The organism is Pseudomonas fluorescens (assembly GCF_004683905.1).
GTDB lineage: Bacteria > Pseudomonadota > Gammaproteobacteria > Pseudomonadales > Pseudomonadaceae > Aquipseudomonas > Aquipseudomonas putida_A.
On record NZ_CP038438.1, the window covers coordinates 3,770,201 to 3,795,643 of the forward strand.

Sequence of the window (25,443 nt, forward strand, 5' to 3'; positions counted from 1 at the left end):
ATTCCCCCTGTAGGAGTGAGCCTGCTCGCGATAGCAATAGACCAGTCAACAGAGATGTCGACTGACATGGCCTCATCGCGAGCAGGCTCACTCCTACAGGGGATATGTAATGACTGAAATTGCGCTTACAGGCTTGCAATCCACTTAAGCCCGGCCACGTTGGCCGAGCGAACGAAACCTGTTGGGAGTTTCACATGGCAAACGCCTCCAGCACTTACCGGAAGGCACTTGAAGGCCACCAGCAACCGAAAAAGGTTCTGGTGAAAGTCGATCGTGTCACCAAGAAGTTCGACGAAACCACGGCAGTGGACGATGTGTCCCTGGAGATCCATCAGGGCGAAATCTTCGCCCTGCTCGGCGGCTCCGGTTCGGGCAAATCGACCCTGCTGCGCATGCTCGCCGGTTTCGAGCGGCCGACTGAAGGGCGGATTCTGCTCGACGGTGTGGACATCACCGACATGCCGCCGTACGAGCGGCCGATCAACATGATGTTCCAGTCCTACGCGCTGTTCCCGCACATGACTGTGGCGCAGAACATCGCCTTCGGCCTCAAGCAGGACCGTTTGCCGGCCAGCGAAATCGATGCCCGTGTCGAAGAGATGCTGCGCCTGGTGCACATGACCCAATACGCCAAACGCAAACCCCATCAGTTGTCCGGCGGTCAGCGCCAGCGCGTCGCCCTTGCCCGCTCCCTCGCTAAACGTCCAAAGCTGTTGCTGCTCGACGAGCCGATGGGCGCGCTGGATAAAAAGCTGCGCTCTCAGATGCAACTGGAACTGGTCGAGATCATCGAGCGCGTCGGCGTGACCTGCGTGATGGTGACCCACGACCAGGAAGAAGCCATGACCATGGCCGAGCGCATCGCGATCATGCACCTCGGCTGGATCGCCCAGATCGGCAGCCCGGTCGACATCTATGAAGCACCGGTCAGCCGCATGGTCTGCGAATTCATCGGCAACGTGAACGCCTTCGACGGCACCGTGGTGGAAGACCTTGAAGGTCACGCGATCATCCACAGCCCGGACCTGCAGCAGAAGATCTACGTCGGCCACGGCGTCAGCACTTCGGTGCAAGACAAGTCGATCACCTACGCGATCCGCCCGGAAAAAATGCTCGTCAGCACGCTCAAGCCAGAGACCCGCTACAACTGGTCCGAAGGCAAGGTGCATGACATCGCCTACCTCGGCGGCCACTCGGTGTTCTACGTCGAACTGCCCGGCGGCAAGATCGTCCAGTCGTTCATGGCCAACGCCGAACGCCGTGGCGCGCGTCCGACCTGGGACGACAAGGTCTACGTGTGGTGGGAAGACGACAGCGGCGTGGTACTGCGCTCATGAGAACCTTCAATCAGCAATTCCTGCGCCTGGTGCCCAGCGGGCGAAAGTTCGTCATCGGCATCCCGTTCATCTGGCTGTTCCTGTTCTTCATGCTGCCGTTCTTCCTGGTGATGAAGATCAGCTTCTCGGAGGCTGCGCTGTCGATCCCGCCGTACTCGGAGATCTACACCTACGCCGAACAGAAATTCCAGCTGATGCTCAACATCGGCAACTACACCATGCTCGGCGAAGACGAGCTGTACCTGTCGGCCTACCTCGGTTCGCTGAAGGTCGCGGCGCTGAGCACGATGATGTGCCTGGTGATCGGTTTCCCGATGGCCTACGCAATCACCAAGGCGAGCAAGGAAGCGCAAAACGTCCTGCTGCTGTTGATCATGATGCCGACCTGGACCGCGATCCTGATCCGCGTGTATGCGTGGATGGGCATCCTCAGCAACAACGGTCTGCTCAATGCATTTCTGATGTGGACCGGGCTCACCGATCACCCGATCGAGATCCTCAACACCAACACCGCGGTGTATATCGGCGTGGTCTATGCGTACCTGCCATTCATGGTGTTGCCGCTGTACGCCAACCTGGTGAAACACGACGGCAGCCTGCTGGAAGCCGCGTCGGATCTAGGTTCGAGCAACTTCAACAACTTCTGGAAAATCACCGTGCCGCTGGCCAAGAACGGCATCATCGCCGGTTGCATGCTGGTGTTCATTCCAGTGGTCGGCGAGTTCGTGATTCCGGAACTGCTGGGTGGCCCGGAGACGCTGATGATCGGTCGCGTGCTGTGGCAAGAGTTCTTCAATAACCGCGACTGGCCGGTGGCTTCTGCCCTGGCGGTGGTGATGCTGTTGATCCTGATTGTGCCGATTCTGCTGTTCAACCGCAGCCAGGCCAAAGAGATGGAGGCACGGGGATGAAACGCTTCGGTTTTTCCAAGTTCATGTTGATCTTCGGCCTGATGTTCATTTATCTGCCGATGCTGATTCTGGTGATCTACTCGTTCAACGCCTCGAAACTGGTGACGGTGTGGGGCGGCTGGTCGGTGAAGTGGTACGTCGGCCTGCTCGACAACACGCAACTGATGGGCTCGGTGGTGCGCTCGCTGGAAATCGCCTGCTACACCGCGATTGCCGCCGTCGCACTGGGCACCCTCGCCGCCTTCGTCCTGACGCGAGTGACGCGCTTCAAGGGTCGCACGCTGTTTGGCGGTCTGGTGACGGCGCCACTGGTAATGCCTGAGGTGATCACCGGTCTGTCGCTGTTGCTGCTGTTCGTGGCGATGGCGCAACTGATCGGCTGGCCACAGGAGCGTGGCATCGTCACCATCTGGATCGCCCACACCACGTTTTGTGCCGCCTATGTGGCGGTGGTAGTCTCCGCCCGCCTGCGGGAGCTGGATCTGTCGATCGAAGAAGCCGCGATGGATCTGGGGGCCAAGCCGTTCAAGGTGTTTTTCCTGATCACCATTCCAATGATCGCGCCGTCGCTGGCAGCGGGCGGGATGATGTCGTTCGCCCTGTCGCTGGATGACCTGGTGCTGGCGAGCTTCGTCTCCGGCCCGGGTTCGACCACACTGCCGATGGAAGTGTTCTCGGCGGTGCGTCTGGGCGTGAAGCCTGAGATCAACGCCGTGGCCAGCCTGATTCTGCTCGCGGTGTCGCTGGTGACCTTCCTGGTCTGGTACTTCGGCCGCAAGGCAGAAGCCAACCGCAAGAAGGCGATTCAGGAAGCGATGGATCAGACGGCGAATGAGGCGTGGCAGCAACCGCAACGCGCCGCCACTGCTTAAGCAACACCGATGAACACTGTGGCGAGGGGATTCATCCCCGATGGGTCGCGAAGCGGCCCCAAGCCAAGCACTTGCGGTGTAACAGGAACACCGCATGCAATGGTTTGGCGACTGCTTCGCAGCCGATCAGGGATAAATCCCCTCACCACAGCAAGCTCCCTCGCCACAGGTTTTACGTACACCCGGTTTGGGTTTTTGAATAAAAAGAATGGAGTTTCACCGATGAAAATGTTTGGCAGGACTCTGCTGACACTGTCCTTAATGGGCGCAATCGCCACGGGCGTCCAGGCCAACGACAAGGTGCTGCGTGTTTACAACTGGTCCGATTACATCGCGCCGGACACCGTCAAGAAGTTCGAAGACGAGACCGGCATCCAGGTGACCTACGACGTGTTCGACAGCAACGAGACCCTCGAGGCGCGTTTGCTGGCGGGCAAATCCGGTTACGACATCGTCGTGCCGTCCAACAGTTTCCTGGCCAAGCAGATCAAGGCCGGGGTCTATCAGCCACTGGACAAATCGAAGCTGTCGAACTGGAAAAATCTCAACCCGGTGCTGCTGAAAAACGCCTCCGCCAGTGATCCGGACAACGCTCACGCGTTCCCGTACATGTGGGGCTCGATCGGCATCGGCTACAACCCGGACAAGGTCAAGGAAGTGCTCGGCGCCAAGGCCCCGACCAACTCCTGGGACTTGCTGTTCAAGCCGGAAAACGCCGAGAAGCTGAAAGCCTGCGGCATCAGCTTCCTCGACTCGCCGACCGAAATGATCCCGGCCGCCCTGCACTATCTGGGCTACCCGGTGAACGACAAGGACAAGGCGCACATCCTCGAAGCCGAAGCACTGTTCATGAAGATCCGCCCGTACGTGGCGTACTTCCATTCCTCGAAGTACATCTCGGACCTGGCCAACGGCAATATCTGCGTGGCGGTCGGTTACTCCGGTGACGTGCTGCAGGCCAAGGCCCGTGCGGTGGAAGCCGGCAACAAAGTGCAGATCGATTACAGCATTCCGAAGGAAGGCGCCGGCAGTTTCTACGACATGGTCGCGATCCCGCGCGATGCGGCGAACGTCGAGAACGCCTACCTGTTCATGAACTTCCTGATGCGCCCGGATATCATCGCCGAGATCACCAACAGCAACGGCTACAGCAACGCCAACTCGGCGGCGACGCCACTGGTGGACGAAGCGATCCGCAACGATCCGGGTTCGTATCCATCGCAGGCGGTAATGGCGACGTTGTATGCGGTGCCGGATCAGCCGATTGCCACCCAGCGGATCATGACTCGCGGCTGGACCCGGGTGAAGCTCGGTAAATAACCGAATAACCCTGTAGGAGTGAGCCTGCTCGCGATGGCGGTATGTCAGGCAGCAATGATGCTGAATGTGCCGACGTCATCGCGAGCAGGCTCACTCCTACAGTGGGTCTGTGTTGTGACACAAAGAACTGATAGTTTTCCGTTCACGCAGCGCCTTACCACCGCTGCACCCTGCAATGAACGGCCTCACCTGGCTCCCTCGGCTCAGGTGAATTTCAGGCGCCCTCGGGCGCCTTTTTTTCTGCGCTCAATTCAATGGCCAATCCTGCAGGATTCGATAGCGACCCTTGTGCGATTCGAACAAGGCAAAGCGCTCGGCGCGCAGGAAAAACTCCGGCGGCGTAGTGGCCTCCGGCGCCTCTGTTCGATAGTCACGGGCCAGGGTCAGGTGCGGGCGAAACTCGCGAGGTGATTCTTCAAAGCCGAACGGCAGCATCGCCTGCTCCAGCGCATACACCAGGCGCAACAAACCCGGCGGGGCCTGCTCCGGCGCCAAAGACAGAATTCCGGCCCGATGCCAGACCTGCAGACGATCCAGCGCAATCCGTAACGGCTCACCCGGCGTGCGCACCTTGCCAGCGGCTTCGCAGACTTCATGGATCTGCGCCAGCGGTACGGCACCGAGAAACAGCAGCGTCAGGTGAAAGTTATCCGCCGGCACCGCTTTGCCGGTGCGCAACCCCAGCTCGCCGCGCCACTGGGCAATGGCCTTGCGTTGCGGTGGCGGGCAGTCGAGGGCAAAAAACAGTCGCTTGAACGGTTCATCCCTGCGCGCATCATCGGTCATGGCCCTGCTCCTTCGCTCGTCGATCAGCCGATTCTACACAGGCTCCTCTGACGACTGGCGACACCCGGCTATAGTTCAAGGATTGCCATCGAACCGGAGGTCGCCATGCGCGAGATCCTCAGCAAAGAACCGTGGTGGGCCCAGCCACCCAGCCCAGGGCAGGATGAAACCGAGCTGGAATGGGGCTGGCTAGTGCATTACAGCGAAGGTGAACCGCGTTTCGAATTCGTCCGCGAACGGCCAACGGAAGAGCAAATCCGCAACCGCAAAAGCTGCCGGATAACCCCCTCCCCAGAGTGATCACCCTCCCACACTGGATTTGTGGCGTGCCCATGATCGTCGCCATCCGCAAAACCCTGTGGGAGCGTGGCTTGCCCGCGAAGAGGCCGGCACATTTTGCAAACCCGCTGACTGACACACCGCCATCGCGAGCAGGCTCACTCCTACACGGAATCTGGTGAGTTTCAGGCTTCAAGAATGTTCTTGAAGCCCCCAAAGATCATCCGCTGCCCATCAAACCCCATTGGGTTGACGTCCGGTTGCATGCGCGGGTCGTCCATCATCTTTGCCATGCCGGCATCGCGGGTGGCTTTGTCGGGCCAGATCAGCCAGCCGGACGACACCGTCTCGCCGTCCTTGAGTTTTACCGCCATCGGGAATGACGTGACTTTGCCGTCCGGCACGTCATCGCCCCAGCACTGAACCACCTCCTTCGCTCCGTATTCCTTGAACAGTTTCGCGGCGATCTCACAGTGTTTTTTGTACTGTTCGCGATTGGCATTCGGCACGGGTGCTACAAAAATATCGATGTAAGCCATGATCACTCTCCTTGCACGTTGGGTTCGATCTGCCGGGTAGTCGATTGCGGCGGCCGCCATTCGACACGATTCACGCCCTGCCCGACCGACGGTTGTTCGCCCCCGCCAAGGCTGCCCTCGACCTGCCCGGCGATATGCAGGGTTCCGGCCATGACCCCGGTGGTCGGGTTCTGCAGCAATTTCGCCCAGGCCTTGTCGAACGTGCTGCCCAGGCTGCTGCGAATCAGCGCTTCGCTGTCGGGCCGGTCGTTGGCCTGGATGATCGCGCGGATGCCCGCCACACCGATCGAGATCACCCCGCCGACCAACTTGCCCGCCGCAGCCGCCACGGCACTGGCCGCCCCGCGCGGAGCCATTTCCGCCTCCATCCGCTGGCTGGCGCGTTTGGCCACGGGGGCCATGCCGGCGTCGGTCGAAGCGATGCCTTTGCTGCCGCCTTCGGTGTGGATCTTGTCGATCAACGCGGCATACGCCGGCAAGGTGTTCAGCGGCTCAGTGCTGATGACCTGATAGAGCGACGCATCCCGCGCCGGCGGCGGGCCGAGGGCAATCGCCGGGACCTTTTGCAGACGCCCGTTGAGCTGGGCCACCGGCACACCATAACGCTGGGCGATGAGCGGCATCTGCTGGGCCATCAGTTGCGCGTAGAACGCCGTGGCCTGACCGAGGATCGCGTCCGGATCGATCTCCACCGCCACCGGTTCCAGCACTCTTTCCTGATATTGCTCAAGCAGATAGCTCGCCAGGCGCTTGGCCGACGCATCCTGCTCGCCGCCGGCACTGATGGTGTACCAACTGACCTTCATCGACAGCCATTCCTGGGTCCAGTAGCTGCTGAACCACGGAATGAAATTTTCTTCAGTTTGCTGATAGACGCGAGTGCGCCAATGTTCCATCGAGCCACGGGCAAATACTTTGACTTGCTCGGTGGATTGCTGCGAGGCGCTGACGATGTCGCGGTCGATCTGCTGCCAGGTCGCCTGCGATACCACCACCGCTCGCGGCGCCACCGGGGCCCGCGCCGAGGAGGCACAGCCAGCCAGCAGACACAGTGCGGCGAGGCTCAGCGCACGCAGGTTCACGGTGGTGGAGTCCTTGAATGGAGGAAAACAGATTTGAGTATAGGTGCGGGTATTGGGCCATTTGTCGTTTGTGGCCGGACGGGCGCTCTCACTTTGAAATGCGTTCCCCCTGTGGGAGCGGGCTTGCTCGCGAAAGCGGTGGGTCAGCCATGAAGATGTTGGCTGTGCCGGCCCCTTCGCGAGCAAGCCCGCTCCCACAGGGGGAAGCATCAACCATCAACGCCGTCGATATTCACCATCGCCACGATTGCCTTCCGCCCGCCGCCCGGCGAAGGCACGATTCACCCATCCGAGACGCAACGAGGAGTACCCATCATGATTCGCACCATCACCCTCTCCGTGAGCTTCCCGGTGTTCGGCAGCAACTACTACGACCAGCAAGTCGTCTCGCGCAAGACCCAGGCGCTGCTGTTCAACGAAGATTTCGACGATGTGCTGATGCCCGCCGCGAGCAATCATTTCAGCAATGAAGTGGTCGGCATCAACGATCAGTTCCGCTTTCTGAGCGACATACTCGCCACCCATTTGCTGGATCTCGAGGCCACCGCGCCTGCGCACTCCAGCGTCCGGGCGAGCGCTCATTTTTAATCGACGAGGGCGTTCCCGTTGCGGGAACGCCCTTTTGATTTCTACTCAGTCATCGTCGCGATCACGATAGTAACGACGCCCGTCGCGACGACCATCGTCGCGGTCATCCCAACGCCGGTCATGGTCGTAATAGCGACCGTGATCACGGTCGTAATGTCGTCCGTGGCGATGATCATCATCAAAGTCCGCCACACAGCCAGCCAGCAAAAAAGCGGCGGATATCGTCAACAGCAAGGTTGTTGCACGCTTCATTCAAACTTCCCTAACACCAAGGTCTTGACCACGGAACGGCTGTCTCTGCCCGCGCCTTCAGGACGCAGTGCGCGCAGCCGCTGATACGACCGGACAAAAGGACTTTGATTCACTGCCCGACCACGACCGTTGATCGGCCCGCCGCCAGCATCCGGGCAGCGGCGAAATGCCACCTATACTGCTGCTTACCGACACCCACGCAACGGATCTGCGCCTCGATAACAACAAGCAGAGGTGGACCATGGTCTGGCAGCAAATCTACGACCCGTTCGGCAACCCGTTGATCTCCACGCTCATGGCTGCAGTGCCGGTGGTGGTGATGCTCGCGGCGCTGGCGTTCTTTCACGTCAAGGCGCATCTGGCCGCCCTGTTGGCGTTGGCGTCGGCCCTGCTCATCTCGATCTTCGCCTTCGGCATGCCAGCGAGCATGGCCGGCTCTGCGGCGCTTTTCGGTGCGGCCAACGGCTTGCTGCCGATCGGCTGGATCGTGCTCAACATCATCTTTCTGCATCGCCTGACCACCGAGAATGGCTCGTTCAAAGTGCTGCAGGACTCCCTCGCGCGGATCACCGATGACCGGCGTTTGCAGTTGCTGCTGATCGCCTTCTGCTTCGGCGCGTTTTTCGAAGGCGCGGCCGGGTTCGGCACACCGGTTGCGGTGACCGGGGCGATTCTGATCGGCCTCGGTTTTTCGCCGTTGGCCGCCTCGGGGCTGGCGTTGATTGCCAACACCGCCCCGGTGGCGTTCGGCGCCCTCGGCACGCCGATCATCACCCTGGCCAAGGTCACCGGGCTGGACGAGATGGAGCTGTCGATGATGGTCGGTCGGCAGCTGCCGTTTTTCTCGGTGCTGGTGCCGTTCTGGCTGATCTGGGCGTTTGCCGGGTGGCGCAAGATGCTGGAGATCTGGCCGGCGATTCTGGTGGCCGGGGTCAGCTTCGCGGTGCCGCAATTCCTCGTGTCGAACTTCCACGGGCCGATGCTGGTGGACGTGATCGCCGCGCTGATTTCCATGGCCTGCCTGACGTTGTTTCTGCGGGTCTGGAAACCGGCGACGGTGTACACCTCAGCCGCCCTGTCCGGGCGGGTCGACAACTCCAGGGTCGAGGAAGAAACAGTCACCGCCAGCGCCGCATTCCGCGATCAGGCGCGCCCGGCGGTGATGCGTGCGTGGATGCCGTGGATCATCCTCACGGTGTTCGTGTTTGCCTGGGGCACCCAGGGCTTCAAGAACGTCTTCGACGTGCGCCCGGCGCTGGATCCGGTAACCCATTCGGTGAAACTTGATGCGCAAGGCAAACCGCTAAATGAGGCCAACCCGATTTTCTCGCCGGCGCTGACCTTCACCACCCTGCACCTGCAAGTGCAGAAAGTCCCGCCGGTGGTGCCGGCGCCGAAAGCCGAAGAGGCGATCTACAAGTTCACCTGGTTCACTGCCACCGGCAGCGGCATCCTGCTGGCGGCGGTTGTCGGCGGACTGCTGATGGGCTATTCGATCCCGCAACTGATCAAGCAATACCTGCGCACGTTGTGGGTGGTGCGCTTTTCGCTGATCACCATTGCGGCGATGCTGGCGCTGGGGTTCCTCACGCGTTATTCCGGACTGGACGCCACCATGGGTCTGGCGTTTGCCGCGACGGGGGTGTTCTACCCGATGTTCGGCACCCTGCTCGGCTGGCTCGGCGTCGCGTTGACCGGTTCGGATACGGCCTCGAACGTGCTGTTCGGCGGACTGCAACGAGTGACCTCGGAACAACTGGGCATCAGCCCGGTGCTGATGGCAGCGGCCAACAGTTCCGGCGGGGTGATGGGCAAGATGGTCGATGCGCAATCGATCGTGGTCGCCTCCACCGCCACCCGCTGGTATGGGCATGAGGGCGAGATTCTGCGCTACGTGTTCTTTCACTCGATCGTGCTGGCCATCCTGGTGGGCGGGCTGGTGACATTGCAGGCGTATGTGGCGCCGTTTACGCACATGGTGGTTGGCGGGCATTGATGTCGCTTGTAGGGGCCTCTTCGCGAGCAAGCCCGCTCCCACATTTGGACTGCATTGCCCTTTGGGAACAAGCTATTTCCCCACCAGGATTGCATTCTCCGTGGGAACAAACCCATTCCCACATTGGAATGCATTCCCAATGTGGGAGCGGGCTTGCTCGCGAAAGCGGTGTGTCATTCAACTCATAGACGAACTGTTCCGACGCCTTCGGGAGCAAGCTCCCCTTCCACATTGATAGGCATGCCCCCCAAATTTGGCTATGTCGATCAGAAGATTGATGAGCCATGCGCATAACTCTATAGCGCAAATCCGCAAAAACCTTTTCCCCTCCGCGCAGGTCATTCCAAGAACGAGACCGGTAAACATGCCGGCGCGCCCGTTTGGGCCCTTCAATCCCTGCCGTCCTGATTAAGCCAGAGAGGAATCGAAGCATGACGATTTCCCGACGAAGATTCCTGATCCTCGGCGCGGTGACCGCCACCGCGTTTGCAATGCCCCCCTTCATTAGCCTCAAGGCCTACGCGGCCAGTCTGGAGCAACCCGCCATGGCCAAACTGACGATCAACGTCAACGGTAAACCCCAAGCCCTTGAGGTGGACAACCGCACCACCCTGCTCGATGCCCTGCGCGAACACCTGCACCTGACCGGCAGCAAAAAAGGCTGCGACCACGGCCAGTGCGGTGCCTGCACCGTCATCGCCGACGGCCGCCGGATCAACTCCTGCCTGACGCTTGCGGTGATGCATGAAGGCAGCGAGATCACCACCATCGAAGGCCTGGGCATGCCCGACAACCTGCACCCGATGCAGGCCGCGTTCATCAAGCATGACGGCTACCAGTGCGGCTATTGCACGCCGGGGCAGATCTGTTCGGCGGTGGCGGTGCTCAAGGAAATCCGCGAGGGCATTCCCAGCCACGTCAGCCCGAGCCTGACCGAAGCCCCGCAACTGATCGCCAGCGAATTCCAGGAACGCATGAGCGGCAACATCTGCCGCTGCGGCGCCTACTCGAACATCATCGAAGCCATCACTGAAGTCGCGCAGGTGCCAGCATGAGAGCGTTCAATTACAGCCGCGCCGATTCCCCCGCCGCAGCAGCAGCGCTGGCGGCGCAGGTCGAAGGCGCGAAATTCATCGCCGGCGGCACCAACCTGCTGGACCTGATGAAACTCGACATCGAAACCCCGTTGCACCTGATCGACGTCAACCACCTGGGCCTCGATCAAATCGAAGCCACGCCTGAAGGCGGATTGCGCATCGGCGCGCTGGTGCGCAACACCGATCTGGCCGCTGACAGCCGCGTGCGCAAGGATTACGCGTTGCTCTCCCGCGCTCTGCTCGCCGGGGCCTCGGGCCAGTTGCGCAACATGGCGAGCACCGCCGGCAACCTGCTGCAACGCACCCGCTGCCCGTACTTCTACGACGTCAATCAGGCCTGCAACAAACGCCAGCCCGGCAGTGGCTGCGCGGCGATTGGCGGGGTCAGTCGTCAATTGGGGCTGATCGGCGTCAGCGACGCCTGCATCGCGACCCACCCGAGTGACATGGCGATTGCCATGCGCGCCCTCGATGCGCAGGTTGAAACGGTGAAGCCGGACGGCAGCACACGCAGCATCGCCATCGCCGATTTCCATCAACTGCCAGGCAATACGCCGAACATCGAAACCAGCCTCACGCCCGGCGAGTTCATCACTTCGGTAACCTTGCCGGCCCCGGTTGGCGGCACGCACATTTATCACAAGGTGCGCGATCGCTCGTCGTACGCCTTCGCGCTGGTGTCGGTCGGTCTGATCCTGCAAAAGGACGGCAGTGGCCGTGTGGCGGTCGGCGGTATTGCGCCGAAACCGTGGCGGGTGGAAGACGCCGACACGTTGCTGCCCAAAGGCGCAAAAGCCGTCAGCGAACGCTTGCTCGACGGTGCCACGCCAACCCACGACAACCAATTCAAACTGACCCTGGTCGAGCGCACGCTCGGCTCGGTGTTGGCGCAAGCGAGGGATGAAGCATGAAGTTCGACACGCCCGCCACCACCAACCCGATTGACCAGCTCAAGGTCGTCGGCAAACCCACCGACCGCATCGAAGGCCCGCTGAAAACCAGCGGTCAGGCGCCATATGCCTACGAGCAGCACGAGGCCGTGGCGAATCAGGCTTACGGTTTCATGGTCGGCTCGGCCATCGCCAAGGGCCGCATCAGCCACATCGATCTCGACGCCGCCGAAGCCGCGCCCGGCGTGCTGGCCATCGTCACCGCCGCCAATGCCGGCAAGCTCGGCAAAGGCCAATACAACTCGGCGCCGCTGCTCGCTGGGCCCGAGGTGCAGCACTATCACCAGGCCGTGGCGCTGGTGGTCGCCGAGACCTTCGAACAGGCCCGCGCCGCAGCGCAACTGGTCAAGGTCGATTACGTCGCGGCCAAAGGCGAGTTCGAGCTGGCCAACGTGCTTGACCAAGGCGTCGAAGACGACGAGTTGCCCGACGTCACCCACGGCGATTTCGACAAAGCCTTCGCCGCTGCGCCGGTGCAGTTCGACCAGACCTACACCACTCCCGATCAGTCCCACGCGATGATGGAGCCGCACGCGACCCTGGCCGCGTGGAAAGGTGATCATCTGACCTTGTGGACCTCCAACCAGATGATCGCCTGGAGCGTCGGCGACGTCGCCACGACCCTTGGCCTGCCCAAGGAAAACGTGCGCCTGATCTCGCCGTATATTGGCGGCGGCTTCGGCGGCAAACTGTTCATTCGTGCGGACGCAATCCTCGCCGCCCTCGGTGCGCGTCTGGCCAACCGCCCGGTGAAAGTCGCCCTCGCCCGCCCGCAAATGGCCAACAACACCACCCATCGCCCGGCCACGATCCAGCGCATTCGGATGGGCGCCACGGCGGACGGCAAGCTCAGCGCCATCGCCCACGAAGGCTGGTCGGGCAACCTCAAGGACGGCAAGGTCGAAGTCGCCGCGCAACCGAGCCAGTTGCTTTATGCCGGGGAAAATCGCCGGGTGACCATGCGCCGGGCGCCGCTGGATCTGCCCGAAGGCAATTCCATGCGCGCGCCGGGTGAAGCACCGGGGCTGATGGCGCTGGAGATCGCCATGGACGAAATGGCCGAGCAGCTCAAGCTCGATCCGGTGCAGTTCCGCATCCTCAATGACACCCAGGTTGATCCGGTGAAGACCGAGCGTCCGTTCTCCCAGCGGCGCCTGATCGAATGCTTGCAGACCGGTGCCGAGAAATTCGGCTGGAACCAGCGCAATGCTACTCCCGGCAGCCGTCGCGAAGGTCGCTGGCTGATCGGCATGGGCGTCGCCGCCGCGTTTCGCAACAACCTGCTGCTGAAGTCCGGCGCCCGGGTGCGGCTGGAGCGCGACGGCAAGGTCACGGTGGAAACCGACATGACCGATATCGGCACCGGCAGCTACACGATCATTGCGCAGACCGCGGCCGAGATGATGGGCGTGGACCTGGCGGACGTCAGCGTGCATCTGGGGGATTCGACCTTCCCGGTATCGTCCGGCTCCGGTGGCCAGTTCGGCGGCAACTGCTCGACTGCCGGGGTGTATGCCGCGTGCATGAAACTGCGTGAAGCGGTGGCGACGAAGCTGGGCATGAGCGGTAGTGATGTCGAGTTCGCCGACGGTCAGGTGCGCGCCGGCGGCAAGACCCTGCCGCTGCGTGATGCGGCAAAAGATGGCGTGGTCGAGGCCGAGGACAGCATCGAGTTCGCCGACCTCGCCAAGCAGTATCAGCAATCGACTTTCGGCGCGCATTTCGTGGAGGTTGCGGTGGATGCAGCGACCGGCGAAGTCCGCGTGCGGCGCATGCTCGCGGTGTGCGCGGCGGGACGGATTCTCAACCCGAAAGCCGCACGCAGCCAGGTGATCGGCGCGATGACCATGGGCGTCGGCGCGGCGTTGATGGAAGAGCTGGCGGTGGACAAGCGGCTGGGCTTTTTCGTCAATCACGATCTGGCCGGATACGAGGTGCCGGTGCATGCCGACATCCCGCATCAGGAGGTGATTTTCCTCGATGAGACCGATCCGATTTCATCGCCGATGAAAGCCAAGGGTGTGGGGGAACTGGGGATTTGCGGCGTGAGCGCGGCGGTAGCGAATGCGATCTACAACGCCACCGGGGCGCGGGTGCGTGAGTATCCGATTACGCTGGACAAGATCCTCGATTCGTTGCCGGAGATGACCTGAGCAACCTGGAAAAGCCCCTCACCCTAACCCTCTCCCAGAGGGAGAGGGGACTGACCGAGTTGTCTTATGGGATGCGCCGACATGAGAGGTCGTGTCAATTATGGACTCAGCGTAGTGCTCACAGACATCCCCCAATCGGCCCCCTCTCCCTCCGGGAGTGTATGTACCGGAGACATGGTGGACAGGTGTTCGGAGACATGGTGGACACTTTTTAATAGACACATTGCTCATCGCCAAGGAGATGACCTGTGTCTTGGGAAGAGGTGTCCACCGTGCAACTTCGCTCGGAATTCGTGTTTTTGGCTCGGCAAGAGGGGGCCAATATTCGGCTGCTTTGCCGTCGATTCAATATCAGTCCAAGCACTGCTTACAAATGGCTAAACAGGTTTGAAGCCTCAGGTGTTGAGGGATTGATCAACCAGTCTCGGCGACCGAAAACGTCACCCAAACGCTGTGTTGATGAGGTTGAGCAGCAGATTCTGACCGTGAGTCAGGAGTACGCGGCTTGGGGCGCTCGCAAGCTCAAGCGCGTGTTGGAAGACAACGGCGCAGTGATGCCTTCTGTCAGCACCGTGCATGCGGTTTTAAAGCGTCACTCGCGCGTTGATCCAAAGGCCGCTGAGATCAAGCCATTTATCCGGTTCGAGCATGAAGCTCCCAATGATCTTTGGCAGATGGACTTCAAGGGCCATATCAGCTTGGGCCAGGGCCGTTGCCATCCGTTGACGATACTGGACGATCATTCACGGTTTTCGCTGTGCATCGCTGCGTGCGCGAACGAGCAGCGCCAAACCGTTCAGGAGCATCTAATCCGGACCTTTCGGCGCTACGGCCTGCCTTTGCGCATGACGATGGACAACGGTTCGCCTTGGGGTGACCAGACAGGTGTTTATACCGCACTGGAGATCTGGCTGATGAGCCAAGGCATCAAGGTCGGCCACTCCCGACCTTATCATCCGCAGACCCAAGGAAAGCTGGAGCGCTTTCACCGCAGCCTTAAAAGCGAAGTTCTGCAAGGCCAGTTGTTCATCGATCTCGATGGCGCGCAACGAGCGTTTGATAGCTGGCGTGATATTTACAACCAGAAGCGCCCGCATCAGGCGCTGGACATGCAGGTTCCTGCGGCCCGCTACAGCAGTAGTCCACGGGAATATCAGGAGCAACCCGCGGCGCCGGAGTACAACGATGGCGATGTGATCAGGAAGGTTCAGGTGAAGGGCGAGATCTACTGGGGAAACCGTGAATACACAGTCGGAAAGGCTTTTCACGGGAGGTCAGTAGCTATCCGGGAAACGACGGAGGATGGCATCCACGATGTCTACTGGGGTAAACATCGTATAGCCAAAATCGACTTGAACTTGCAGATTGTCACAGCAGGTAAGAAGATCTAAAACCGTCCACCATGTCTCCGAACATGTGTCCACCATGTCTCCGGTACATACAGGGAGAGGGCTGGGGTGAGGGAACCGCGTCACTCGGATCGCAAATACTGCTCAGCACTCACCTGCTCCATCCACTCCACCACTTCACCGTCCAGCACTTCGGCAATCGCAATGTGCGTCATCGCCGTGGTCGGCGCGGCGCCATGCCAGTGCTTCACCTGCGGCGCGATCCACACCGTATCGCCGGGACGGATCTGTCGAACCGGCTGACCCCACTCTTGAACAAAACCTGAACCGGCGGTGACGATCAGCGTCTGACCCAACGGATGGCTGTGCCACGCCGTGCGTGCGCCGGGTTCGAAGGTCACCGTGGCGCCGCTGACACGCGCGGCATCGCTGCCCTTGAACGGCGCGTCAACACGCACAGTGCCGGTGAACCAGTCTGCCGGGCCTTGGGCCGAGGGTTGCGAGCCGTTGGGAGTGACAATGACGCGCGGGGATTCGTTGGCCTGGGCCTCACCCGCCAGTAAGGACAGGGTCAGTGCAGAAGCGGCAATCGGGTTCATGGCGATGGTCTCCGGTGATCAATAGCCGCACTTTACCGAGCCGTACTCTTCAGATAATCGACTAGAATTCGAAAAAACTTATGCAGGACACTCATCAATGCTTCGAGAAAACGCCAGTGACCTGCTCGCCTTCCTCGCCGTGGCCCGCGAGCGCAGCTTCACCAAAGCCGCGGCCAGACTCGGCGTCTCGCAATCGGCGCTCAGCCATACCATCCGCGCCCTTGAGGCGCGTCTGGGCCTGCGCCTGCTGACCCGCACCACGCGCAGCGTCTCACCCACCGAGGCTGGCGAACATTTACTGCAGACCATCGGCCCGCGCTTCGAAGAGATCGAACAGGAACTGGCGGCCCTGAGCAACCTGCGCGAAACCCCGGCCGGCCGGATCCGCATCAGCGCCACCGACCATTCGCTGAACTGGCTGCTGCGCCCGGTGCTCAAGGAATTCCTGCCCCAGTACCCGGACATCGCCGTCGAGGTGATCTGCGATTACGGTTTCGTCGACATCGCCGGACAAGGCTTCGACGCCGGCATTCGGCTGGGCGAAGACGTGGCCCAAGGCATGATCGCCACCCGCATCGGCCCGGACATGCGCATGGCGGTGGTCGGCTCGCCGGCCTATTTCGCCAACCGTACACACCCGCAAACGCCAAGAGATTTGACTGACCACGCCTGCAACAACCTGCGTCTGCCCACCAACGGCGGGCTGTACACCTGGGAATTCGAAAAGGGTGACGAAAGCCTCAAGGTACGAGTGTCCGGGCAAGTCACGCTGAATGGCGTCTACCCGCTACTCGACGCCGCAGTCGACGGTTTCGGCCTCAGCTACATTCCGGAAAACATCGTCGCGCCGTATCTGGCCGACGGGCGTCTGGTGCAAGTGCTGGCAGACTGGTGCCCGACGTTTGCCGGTTACCACCTGTACTACCCGAGCCGACGGCAGGCGGCGCCGGCGTTCGCGTTGTTGGTGGAGGCGTTGCGGTATCGCGGTTGACCGCCTACCCCAGCAGCGCAATCAACTGATGCCGCTGCGCATCGGTGAGCATCGGCCCGAATCCGGCGCCAGCGTTGTCGGCCATGTAGCGCGGATTGCCGGTGCCGGGAATCACGCAAGTCACCGCCGGGTGCGACAGCAAAAATTTCAGCACCAGTTGTGCCCAGCTGTTGACCTGCACGTCCGAGACCCAGGCCGGCAACGGCTTGACCTTGAGACGGGCGAGCAACCCGCCGCCGCCAAAAGGCCGATTGCAGATCACCGCCACCCCGCGTTCACGGCACAGCGGCAGAATGCGTTTCTCCACGCCACGGTCATCGAGGGCGTAGTTGATTTGCAAAAAATCCAGTTGCTCGGCCTTGAGCACTGCTTCGACTTCATCGTAGGCCGACGGCGTGTAATGGGTGATGCCGATGTAGCGAATGCGCCCCTGTTCTTTCCATTCGCGCAGGATTGGCAGATGGCTCTGCCAGTCCAGCAGATTGTGGATCTGCATCAGGTCGATGCGTTCGGTGCGCAGCAGACGGAAGGACTGCTCCATCTGCGCGATGCCCTCCTTGCGCCCGCGGGTCCAGACCTTGGTCGCCAGAATTGCCGGCGAGCGCGGTTCGTGGATCGATAGCAGCTCGCCAGTGGTTTGCTCGGCGCGGCCATACATCGGCGAGCTGTCGATCAACGTGCCACCCTTTTTGAACAGCTCGTCGAGCACTGCTGGCAATAGCTTATAAGCCGGATCGCCGGGAGCAACGTCAAAGCCGCGATAAGTGCCCACGCCCACCATGGGCAACAGCTCGGAGCTGGAAGGGATGGCGCGGGTCTGCATGGTCTGGTCTCCTGCCTGGCTCGGCGAAGTGGCAGTCGGCGTGATGGCAGTGGCCAACGCCCGGTCAAAGGTCAGGACCGCCGAAACCCCGGCAGCCAGCGTGAGCAAGCGGCGACGGGAGCAACCCTCAGTGTGGCTCATGCGGGTTCCCCTGCTGCGTGAATCTGTTGCACGTTATGTGCGACGGCTGCCGGCCCGATTCGCTGGACTACACTGCGACTGCGAACACCCGCGCCCCGTTAAAGTTAGTCGAATGTCCAGAAAACTGATGTCACTCGTCGCCTTGCTCATCGCCCTCTACCTGTTGCTGTGCGGGGCGCTGTTCATTTTTCAGCGCTCGCTGATCTATTTCCCCCAGCCTGACAACGCCGTGACTACGGAAGATTCGCGGCTGAAACTGGCGATGCCGGAGGCCGATGTCTGGGTGACCACGCGCGCGCATGCCGGGCCAAAAGCGCTGATCTACTTTGGCGGCAATGCCGAGGATGTGTCGCGCAATCTGCCGTCGTTCAGTGAGGCTTTTCCCGACTACGCGGTGTTTTTGCTGAACTACCGGGGCTTCGGTGGCAGCGGCGGCTCACCTTCGGAAGAAGCGATTGCCGAAGATGCGTTGGCGCTGTTCGATCAGGTGTACGCCAGCCATCCAAAGATTGCCGTGATCGGGCGCAGCCTGGGTTCCGGGGTGGCGGCGCGGCTGGCGAGTCAGCGTCCGGCGGAGATATTGATTCTGGTGACGCCGTACAACAGCCTCGAAGACATCGCCGTCCGCCAATATCCGTGGCTGCCGGTGAAATGGCTGCTGAAGGATCGCTTCGAGTCGGGCCGCTATGCCGCGCACATTCGCGTGCCGACGTTGCTGTTGGCGGCCAGCGATGACGAAGTGATTCCACGAGACAGTACGCAACGGCTGCTGACGCATTTCCCCAAAGGCGTGGCGACGCTGCGGGTGGTGCCGGATTCGGGGCACAACTCGATTTCCGAGCGGGTGCAGTATCTGCAGTGGATGCAGGAAGTGCTTGATCGCTGATAGCCGATTATTGCGTTGGCTGAACTGGCCCCTTCGCGAGCAGGCTCGCTCCCACAGAGGTACGCATTGCCAAGGTGGGAGCGAGCTTGCTCGCGAAGACGCCAGTGCAGACAGCACAAAGTCCGGCTCGCCCCCCCCCTGAATCACCCCACAAAAAAGCCAGGTGGCCAGCATGAACCAAGTGCAAAAAGCCCAGTCCTAGTGGCGCCGTATTCCGCGGCTGCCCACTTCAGCACTGTCCTTTTCCCTGAGTCTGCCGTCCCATGCGCCATGTCGTTCGCTCATCACGCTTCGTTTCGCTGTGCCTGCTGATCCTTGCCCCACTGTTCACCGAGACCTCCCACGCCAGCGAGGAGCGGCAACTCGTGGCCGCGATCAACGACTATCGCGCCCATCCGCAACGCTGCGACCGCCGCCCGGCCCAGCGCCTGGCGCCACTGTCGCTGAAATCGAATCTGGCGCTACCGATCGGCTATGGCTACGGCGGTGGCTTGCGCGAAAGATTGAAGTCTTCGGGGTATTCGGCGGTGGCGGTACGCAGTATCCGCATCATTGGGGCCGGGGATGCCGAGGAAGCCTTTGAGCAGTTACAAGACAGCCACTGCAGCGCGCTGCTTGACGCCCAGTACGCCGACATCGGCGTCAGCCGCTCCCGTGGTGAATGGCAAGTGGTGCTGGCGCAACCGGTGCTCGACAGTCGCGTCGGCGACAACCGCAGCGTCGGCAAGGCCCTGCTCGCCGAAGTCAACGCCGCCCGGGCACGCCCCCGGATGTGCGGGCGCCAACGCTTTGCCGCCGCCCGCCCCCTGAGCTGGAACCCGGCGCTGGGCGCCGCCGCACAAGGCCACAGCAAAGCCATGGCCTACGGCAACTACTTCGCCCATCGCGACCCGGACGGCGACCTGCCGGCGGATCGCGCCCGGGCGGCGGGTTATCGGGGACGGCAGATCGGCGAAAACATCGCCGCCGGGCAGAGCTCACCGGGCAAGGCGATGGCCGGATGGCTGGCCAGCCCCGGGCACTGTGCCAACCTGATGAACCCGATGTTCACTCAGGTCGGTGCCGGGTTCGCCAGTGAGGCGCGCAGTGATGAGGGGGTTTACTGGACGATGGTGTTTGGTGCGCCTTGATTCGCTTGAGAGCTTTTCAGTGACGCTACTGGCCCCTTCGCGAGCAAGCCCGCTCCCACACTGGATCTGTGTTGTTCACAAATCCATGTGGAAGCGGGCTTGCTCGCGAAGAGGCCGGGACACCTCAATCGCTTGCGCCGCCTCCCGGTTCAGTCCAGTTCGGTGGGATGCGAGAAGTTACAGCGCAATAGAAACAGTTGCGCCTTTCGACAAAAAGGGCGCTGGAGTCTGGTGTAAAACGACCGGGGTTCAGACCGGAGAAATCGTCGCAAGCATTCCGATCAGAATGGTCAACGTCAGAAACCCACCCAGGAAAATCGCCATCTTGTTCATGCTGCTCTCCTTAATGTTGAGCTCGCGGTGCACCGGGCGCTTCGGGATGAAGGGCTGCCGCGGGTGACCGAATTGCCGGGCTATTCTGAGCGCCTGACTGAGCCGGTTACAGAGGCAGATCCAACAGAAAAATACGGATCAGATGCCCATCTGATCCGCTCCGGACATGATCTGGTATTCAGATCGGCACACAACGGTTCGTGATCCGCCGCTTTGAACTAGAGTGATTGCCGTCGCGCGCAGAACAATAAAAATCCCAGGAGTGGTCAATGTCCGAACTGAACCTGCACCCCAACGCCGCCGAATCCCTGAAACGCTGGCACGAGATGATCCGCACCGGCAACCTCAAGGCCTTGCCCGAACTGCTCGATGCCAATGCCGTGTTCCGCTCGCCCATGGCCCACTCGCCTTACCCCGGCGCGCCAGTGGTGACGATGATCCTCAACACCGTGTTCGACGTGTTTGAAGATTTCAAATACCACCGCGAACTGGTGACTGCCGATGGTTTGAATGTGGTTTTGGAGTTCAGCGCCAAGGTGGGGACGAAAGAACTGAAGGGGATCGACATGATTCGCTTCGATGAGAGCGGGAAAATTGTAGAGTTCGAGGTGATGGTGCGGCCGTTGAGCGGGTTGCAGGCCCTCGGCGAAGAGATGGGGCGGCGGCTTGGTGCGTATCTGGCAAGCGCGAAACCAAAGTAGGATCAGGCGCCACAAAAAAGCCCACTGACCGTTACCGGTTCAGTGGGCTTTTGCGTATCTGGCGTCTAGTTACAGCGCCATGTCACGTGCAGCATTTTCCTTCGGTGCGTCAGCTTTTTCAGCTGCAGGTGCAGCCGGGGCAGCAGCCTGACCGATCACCGGTGGAGTTGGCAGTTCGAGGATCTTGGCGGTGTACGCCCACTCTTGTGCCACTTTGGCCGGATCGCTGTTCAGCTGAGTGCCGTAGCTTGGAACGATCTGGTGCAGCTTGGCCTGCCACTCAGGGGTGGCGACTTTGTCTTTGAAGACTTTCTGCAGCACGCTCAGCATGATCGGTGCAGCGGTCGACGCGCCTGGCGATGCGCCCAGCAGGCCGGCGATGGAGCCGTCTTGTGCAGCAACGATTTCGGTGCCCAGTTTCAGCACGCCGCCAGCGGCTTCATCACGCTTGATGATTTGCACGCGCTGGCCGGCTTGCCACAGGCGCCAGTCTTCGGCTTTGGCGTTCGGGAAGTATTCCTTCAGCGCGTTCAGACGGTCTTCATCCGACAGCATCAGTTGACCGGCCAGGTACTCGACCAGCGGGTATTCCTTGATGCCGACCTTGGTCATCGGCCAGATGTTGTGGGTGGTGGTGCTGGTCAGCAGGTCCAGGTACGAGCCTTCTTTGAGGAACTTGGTGCTGAAGGTCGCGAATGGGCCAAACAGGATGACGCGCTTGCCGTCCAGAACACGGGTGTCCAGGTGCGGAACCGACATCGGCGGTGCGCCAACCGAAGCTTTACCGTAGGCCTTGGCCAGGTGCTGCTCGGCGATGGCCGGGTTATCGGTCACCAGGAACGAGCCGCCGACCGGGAAGCCAGCGTATTCCTTGGCTTCAGGAATGCCCGACTTCTGCAGCAGGTGCAGAGCGCCGCCACCAGCGCCGATGAACACGAACTTGGCGTCGGTTTCGGTCTTGGTGCCGTCTTTCAGGTTTTTGTAGCTGACGCGCCAGGTGCCGTCGGCGTTCTTGGTGATGTCTTCGACTTCACTCGACAGCTTCAGGTCGAAGTTAGGCTTGGTCTGCAGGTAACCGGCGAACTGGCGGGTGATTTCGCCGAAGTTCATATCGGTACCCAGCGGGCTCCAGGTGGCCGCGATTTTCTGGTTCGGGTCACGCCCTTCCATCATCAGCGGGACCCATTTCTTGATCACAGCCGGGTCTTCGGAGTACTGCATGCCGGCGAACAGCGGGCTCGCTTGCAGGGCTTCGTAGCGCTTTTTCAGGAACTTGATGTTGTCATCGCCCCACACGAAGCTCATGTGCGGCGTGGTGTTGATGAACGAGCGAGGGTTCTTCAGAACGCCTTGCTGAACCTGCCAGGCCCAGAACTGACGGGACACCTGGAACGCTTCGTTGATCTCGACCGCTTTCGGGATCGTCACGTTGCCTTTGTCGTCTTCCGGGGTGTAGTTCAGCTCAGCCAGGGCGGAGTGACCAGTACCGGCGTTGTTCCAGCCGTTGGAGCTTTCCAGGGCGACGCCATCGAGGCGCTCGACCATTTCCATCGACCAGCTTGGCTCCAGCTCATTGATCCACACACCCAGGGTGGTGCTCATGATGCCGCCGCCGATCAGCAGAACGTCGACTTTCTTTGCTTCTGCAGCATTGGCGGACGACATCCCCATCGCCAAAGCCAGCCCGAGCAAGGCTGTGTTCACTTTCTTAAACATCCGTTGCACCTATGATAAAACGCCTTCCGCCCGCCGCTGTTATCTGTATGCGATCCGCTTTGATGACGCTCAGGCTCGCGTCGCAGATTCCGGCACACTTCAATTTTGACGGGTGGGCACACAAGGCCGACGTACCACATCGACCTCAGTTAATGTCCCTTCTGAACTGACTTCTTATCATTATTGGCTTCAGCTACTTGAGCGACAGGGATTCCGTCAGCCCGCCCCAAAGGCAGGCAAACCGAATAAGGTCAAACCAAGTTGGCGCGAAGAATATCACGTCAGGGCAAACCCGCGCGTCTGTTCCCGACTTGAGAGTCTTTTTCCGCTCTGGGCGTTATCGGCCGGTTTGGGCTGAACATGATTCAGAAACCTGTGGTGGCTGGGCTGGCTCCATCGCGAGCAGGCTCACTCCTACAGGGAATGGGCTGCTCTCGCGATGGCGGCGCTACAACCGAAACCGATCCACCGACAACGCCAACGCCCCCGCCAGACTCGACAGCTCGTCCGTGGTATTGGCCGTCTGCCCGATCACTTTACTGTTGCCCTCGGACATCCCGGCGATCATTTCCACCTGATGGGCGATTTCGTTGCTGGCATGACTTTGCTCGCCGATGGTGCGAGTGATGTCGTTGACCAGTTGCGTGGTGCTGAGGGTGGCGTCGAGGATTTCGCGAATCGCCCGTTCGACTTCAGCCGTGACCGCCATGCCCTTGTCGACCTGGGCCACGCCGGCCTCCATGCTGCTGACCGCCTCGCGGGTGCTGTTTTGGATCCGTGCAACCATCGCGGCGATTTCCTGGGTTGAGGCGCTGGTGCGTGCCGCCAGGCTGCGCACTTCGTCGGCAACTACCGCGAAGCCACGGCCCTGCTCGCCGGCCCGCGCTGCCTCGATGGCGGCGTTGAGTGCCAGCAGGTTGGTCTGGTCGGCGATGCTCTTGATCACCTGAATGATGTTGAAGATGCCTTCGGATTCCTGATCCAGCGTACGGATCACCTGCGCCGACTGTTGCGCCGAGCGGGCGATGTCGTCCATGTCGCTGACCACCTGATGGATCACCTGTCCGCCGCTCTTGGCCAGCGACTCGGCCTGATTGGCCATGCCCAGCGCGCGTTCGGCATGACGGGTGATTTCCTCGATGCTGGCGGTCATCTGGCTCGCGGCGGCGGCCATGGTGCCGGCCGCGGCGCTTTGCTGCTGACTGCTGTCAGCGACCTGATGGCAGCCGTGGCTCAGTTGCTCGCTCATGCCGCTGACCCCATGGGCGTTGCGCCGAACGACATCGATCATGTTGCGCAGGTCACGCTGCATGGTCGCCAGACTGCGGATCAGCGTACTGGCCTCGTCCTTGCCGGTGGGCTCGCTGATCGGTTCGCTGAGGTTGCCGTGGGCAATGCTTTGCGCGATCTGGTTGGCGGATTTCAGCGGCCCCATGATGCTGCGGGTCACCCAACGCCCTTGCGCCAATAACAGCAGCAGACTGGCGAGCAATACTGCGCCGAGGGCGATGTTGGCGTTGCGAATGGCGCTTTCGGTGGCCTGGCTGGTGTCACGGGTGTTGCTTTCGATCAGTTCGCTGAGGGCCGCCATCTGCTCTTCGAGCTGACTGAAGGCCGCATTGAACGTGCCCAGCTCCCGTTGCGCGCTGTCCGGGTTGTCCAGTGCCAGGCCGACAATGCGCTCGGCCGCCGCAATGTAGGTATCCAGGCTGGGCTTGACGTGTTCCAGAGCGGCCCTGATCGTGGGATTGACCGGCAATTTGAGGTTTTCATCCAGCACTTCGCGAAAATGCGTGGCGTGCTCGTTGATCGAGTCCCGCACCTCTGCGGCTGTGCCGGTACTTTTGCCCAAGCCGACCAGCATTGCCGAATACACGTCGGCTCGCAGCGCATCGTGCATCATGTCGGCTTCCATGTGATTGCGCAGCGCGGTCATGCTCACCGCGTTGTCGTTCACCGCTGCGGACATGCGCGTATTCCCCACATAGCTGACCAGACTCACGATCAGCGCCGTCAACAGACTGGTGGCAATCAGCAGCAGCAAACGCAATTTGATCGACACGGTGGGTTCCTCCCCTGAGGCGCGCCGGAATGCGCCTTTCAGGATTTCAGTTAAGCTTATTTGTGCAGATGTGCCGCTTCAGAGCGTTTCAGCAAGTATCCGTGTGTTCGAACGGAACTCCGGCAAAGGTCGCACCTCTGAGATTATGTAGTCCTTCCTTTTTGCTTCGCGCTTGTGGAGGAACATCGTCATGCGCAAGTTAGTGCTCATTTCTTCTCTCCTGCTCTGCCTCCCTGTCGGCTCGGCGCTGGCCCGTGTCGACGCCGGCGATGTCGCCACCTCAGCGGGCGTTTCCGCGTCGCTGTACTCGACCTTCAAGGATCACAAAATGGTGATCCCGGCGCGCGACGACCTGTCAGCGTTCGTCGCCAGCGGCGGGGCCATCCGTGGGGTTTATCTTGAGTCGGTACTGCAACAGGTGCGGCACGACAACCCCGGCCTCAATGCCAGCGATGAAGACCTTGCCAACGCGATTCTGGTGCATTACGAAGGCCTGAATCAGTAGTTGCCAGGGACGCAGCGGCCGATGGACGGCAGCTGAGGGCGCATA

At 61.1% G+C, this 25,443-nt stretch carries 24 protein-coding genes and 1 pseudogene; 16 read left to right on the forward strand and 9 right to left on the reverse strand.

Going from position 1 to position 25,443, the window contains the following annotated elements; translation table 11 throughout:
* Positions 1 to 194 precede the first annotated feature (194 nt).
* The 4 genes from potA (at position 195) to E4T63_RS17255 (ending at position 4,440) form a co-directional block, all read left to right on the forward strand.
* On the forward strand, positions 195 to 1,337 hold the full coding sequence (gene potA, locus E4T63_RS17240) for a polyamine ABC transporter ATP-binding protein (RefSeq protein ID WP_041073459.1): 1,143 nt from the start codon (positions 195 to 197) through the stop codon (positions 1,335 to 1,337).
* Between the two features lie 29 nt (positions 1,338 to 1,366).
* Entirely contained in the window at positions 1,367 to 2,248 is an 882-nt protein-coding gene (locus E4T63_RS17245) for an ABC transporter permease subunit (protein ID WP_371260449.1), read from the forward strand.
* The gene (locus E4T63_RS17250) at positions 2,245 to 3,120 is read left to right on the forward strand and encodes an ABC transporter permease subunit (protein WP_098964480.1); all 876 of its coding nucleotides are present in this window, start codon (positions 2,245 to 2,247) and stop codon (positions 3,118 to 3,120) included. The genes E4T63_RS17245 and E4T63_RS17250 overlap by 4 nt, the downstream gene beginning before the upstream one ends.
* A 222-nt stretch (positions 3,121 to 3,342) precedes the next feature.
* On the forward strand, positions 3,343 to 4,440 hold the full coding sequence (locus tag E4T63_RS17255; protein ID WP_027611685.1) for a polyamine ABC transporter substrate-binding protein: 1,098 nt from the start codon (positions 3,343 to 3,345) through the stop codon (positions 4,438 to 4,440).
* Between the two features lie 246 nt (positions 4,441 to 4,686).
* Here E4T63_RS17255 and thpR read toward each other — a convergent pair whose 3' ends face one another.
* Positions 4,687 to 5,226, reverse strand: coding sequence for an RNA 2',3'-cyclic phosphodiesterase (gene thpR, locus E4T63_RS17260; protein WP_135296114.1), 540 nt, complete (start codon positions 5,224 to 5,226; stop codon positions 4,687 to 4,689).
* 105 nt (positions 5,227 to 5,331) lie between these two features.
* Here thpR and E4T63_RS17265 point away from each other — a divergent pair, with 105 nt between their 5' ends.
* The gene (locus E4T63_RS17265) at positions 5,332 to 5,526 is read left to right on the forward strand and encodes a hypothetical protein (RefSeq protein WP_135296115.1); all 195 of its coding nucleotides are present in this window, start codon (positions 5,332 to 5,334) and stop codon (positions 5,524 to 5,526) included.
* A 164-nt stretch (positions 5,527 to 5,690) separates the two neighbouring features.
* Here the strand turns inward: E4T63_RS17265 and E4T63_RS17270 are convergent, their stop codons facing one another.
* Complete coding sequence (locus tag E4T63_RS17270) at positions 5,691 to 6,044, reverse strand: DUF1428 domain-containing protein (protein ID WP_135296116.1); 354 nt, start codon at positions 6,042 to 6,044, stop codon at positions 5,691 to 5,693.
* A gap of 2 nt (positions 6,045 to 6,046) precedes the next feature.
* Positions 6,047 to 7,126: a hypothetical protein gene (locus E4T63_RS17275; protein ID WP_135296117.1), complete on the reverse strand. Its 1,080-nt coding sequence runs from the start codon at positions 7,124 to 7,126 to the stop codon at positions 6,047 to 6,049.
* Positions 7,127 to 7,441: 315 nt separating this feature from the next.
* Here E4T63_RS17275 and E4T63_RS17280 point away from each other — a divergent pair, with 315 nt between their 5' ends.
* Positions 7,442 to 7,714 (forward strand): hypothetical protein, encoded by a 273-nt coding sequence (locus tag E4T63_RS17280; protein WP_003226119.1) that lies wholly within the window; start codon positions 7,442 to 7,444, stop codon positions 7,712 to 7,714.
* A gap of 45 nt (positions 7,715 to 7,759) precedes the next feature.
* Here the strand turns inward: E4T63_RS17280 and E4T63_RS17285 are convergent, their stop codons facing one another.
* The gene (locus tag E4T63_RS17285) at positions 7,760 to 7,966 is read right to left on the reverse strand and encodes a hypothetical protein (protein WP_135296118.1); all 207 of its coding nucleotides are present in this window, start codon (positions 7,964 to 7,966) and stop codon (positions 7,760 to 7,762) included.
* A gap of 241 nt (positions 7,967 to 8,207) precedes the next feature.
* Here E4T63_RS17285 and E4T63_RS17290 point away from each other — a divergent pair, with 241 nt between their 5' ends.
* The 5 genes from E4T63_RS17290 to E4T63_RS17310 all read left to right on the forward strand — a co-directional run bounded on the left by E4T63_RS17290 (position 8,208) and on the right by E4T63_RS17310 (position 15,553).
* Positions 8,208 to 9,962, forward strand: coding sequence for an L-lactate permease (locus E4T63_RS17290; RefSeq protein ID WP_135296941.1), 1,755 nt, complete (start codon positions 8,208 to 8,210; stop codon positions 9,960 to 9,962).
* A gap of 431 nt (positions 9,963 to 10,393) precedes the next feature.
* Entirely contained in the window at positions 10,394 to 11,017 is a 624-nt protein-coding gene (paoA, locus tag E4T63_RS17295) for an aldehyde dehydrogenase iron-sulfur subunit PaoA (protein WP_097088855.1), read from the forward strand.
* Entirely contained in the window at positions 11,014 to 11,970 is a 957-nt protein-coding gene (locus tag E4T63_RS17300; RefSeq protein WP_135296119.1) for an FAD binding domain-containing protein, read from the forward strand. Before paoA ends, E4T63_RS17300 begins: the two co-directional genes overlap by 4 nt.
* Positions 11,967 to 14,162, forward strand: coding sequence for an aldehyde oxidoreductase molybdenum-binding subunit PaoC (paoC, locus tag E4T63_RS17305; RefSeq protein WP_135296120.1), 2,196 nt, complete (start codon positions 11,967 to 11,969; stop codon positions 14,160 to 14,162). Before E4T63_RS17300 ends, paoC begins: the two co-directional genes overlap by 4 nt.
* Before the next feature lie 248 nt (positions 14,163 to 14,410).
* Entirely contained in the window at positions 14,411 to 15,553 is a 1,143-nt protein-coding gene (locus E4T63_RS17310) for an IS481 family transposase (RefSeq protein WP_135295291.1), read from the forward strand.
* Between the two features lie 80 nt (positions 15,554 to 15,633).
* Here the strand turns inward: E4T63_RS17310 and E4T63_RS17315 are convergent, their stop codons facing one another.
* Positions 15,634 to 16,110 carry a (R)-mandelonitrile lyase gene (locus E4T63_RS17315; RefSeq protein WP_135296121.1) on the reverse strand — a complete coding sequence of 159 codons (477 nt, stop codon included), beginning with the start codon at positions 16,108 to 16,110 and terminating at the stop codon, positions 15,634 to 15,636.
* A gap of 97 nt (positions 16,111 to 16,207) precedes the next feature.
* Between E4T63_RS17315 and E4T63_RS17320 the strand changes: the two genes are divergently transcribed.
* Positions 16,208 to 17,101: a LysR family transcriptional regulator gene (locus E4T63_RS17320; RefSeq protein ID WP_098964496.1), complete on the forward strand. Its 894-nt coding sequence runs from the start codon at positions 16,208 to 16,210 to the stop codon at positions 17,099 to 17,101.
* A 4-nt stretch (positions 17,102 to 17,105) separates the two neighbouring features.
* On the opposite strand, the gene E4T63_RS17325 is transcribed toward E4T63_RS17320, so the two are convergent.
* The gene (locus E4T63_RS17325; protein WP_171061868.1) at positions 17,106 to 18,065 is read right to left on the reverse strand and encodes an aldo/keto reductase; all 960 of its coding nucleotides are present in this window, start codon (positions 18,063 to 18,065) and stop codon (positions 17,106 to 17,108) included.
* A 112-nt stretch (positions 18,066 to 18,177) separates the two neighbouring features.
* Here E4T63_RS17325 and E4T63_RS17330 point away from each other — a divergent pair, with 112 nt between their 5' ends.
* The 3 genes from E4T63_RS17330 (at position 18,178) to E4T63_RS17345 (ending at position 21,115) form a co-directional block, all read left to right on the forward strand.
* Entirely contained in the window at positions 18,178 to 18,951 is a 774-nt protein-coding gene (locus tag E4T63_RS17330) for an alpha/beta hydrolase (protein ID WP_135296122.1), read from the forward strand.
* A gap of 263 nt (positions 18,952 to 19,214) precedes the next feature.
* Entirely contained in the window at positions 19,215 to 20,081 is an 867-nt protein-coding gene (locus E4T63_RS17335) for a CAP domain-containing protein (protein WP_098964501.1), read from the forward strand.
* A 602-nt stretch (positions 20,082 to 20,683) separates the two neighbouring features.
* Complete coding sequence (locus E4T63_RS17345; protein WP_135296123.1) at positions 20,684 to 21,115, forward strand: nuclear transport factor 2 family protein; 432 nt, start codon at positions 20,684 to 20,686, stop codon at positions 21,113 to 21,115.
* A 69-nt stretch (positions 21,116 to 21,184) separates the two neighbouring features.
* Here E4T63_RS17345 and mqo read toward each other — a convergent pair whose 3' ends face one another.
* The 3 genes and pseudogenes from mqo to E4T63_RS28995 form a co-directional block, all read right to left on the reverse strand.
* Entirely contained in the window at positions 21,185 to 22,831 is a 1,647-nt protein-coding gene (gene mqo / locus E4T63_RS17350) for a malate dehydrogenase (quinone) (RefSeq protein WP_135296124.1), read from the reverse strand.
* A gap of 448 nt (positions 22,832 to 23,279) precedes the next feature.
* On the reverse strand, positions 23,280 to 24,143 hold the full coding sequence (locus E4T63_RS28990; RefSeq protein ID WP_410477718.1) for a methyl-accepting chemotaxis protein: 864 nt from the start codon (positions 24,141 to 24,143) through the stop codon (positions 23,280 to 23,282).
* A 42-nt stretch (positions 24,144 to 24,185) separates the two neighbouring features.
* Positions 24,186 to 24,893, reverse strand: a pseudogene (locus tag E4T63_RS28995) (MCP four helix bundle domain-containing protein); the annotation flags it as partial.
* Positions 24,894 to 25,083: 190 nt separating this feature from the next.
* Here E4T63_RS28995 and E4T63_RS17360 point away from each other — a divergent pair.
* Positions 25,084 to 25,398, forward strand: coding sequence for a DUF2388 domain-containing protein (locus E4T63_RS17360; protein ID WP_007962425.1), 315 nt, complete (start codon positions 25,084 to 25,086; stop codon positions 25,396 to 25,398).
* The last annotated feature ends 45 nt before the right edge of the window (positions 25,399 to 25,443 follow it).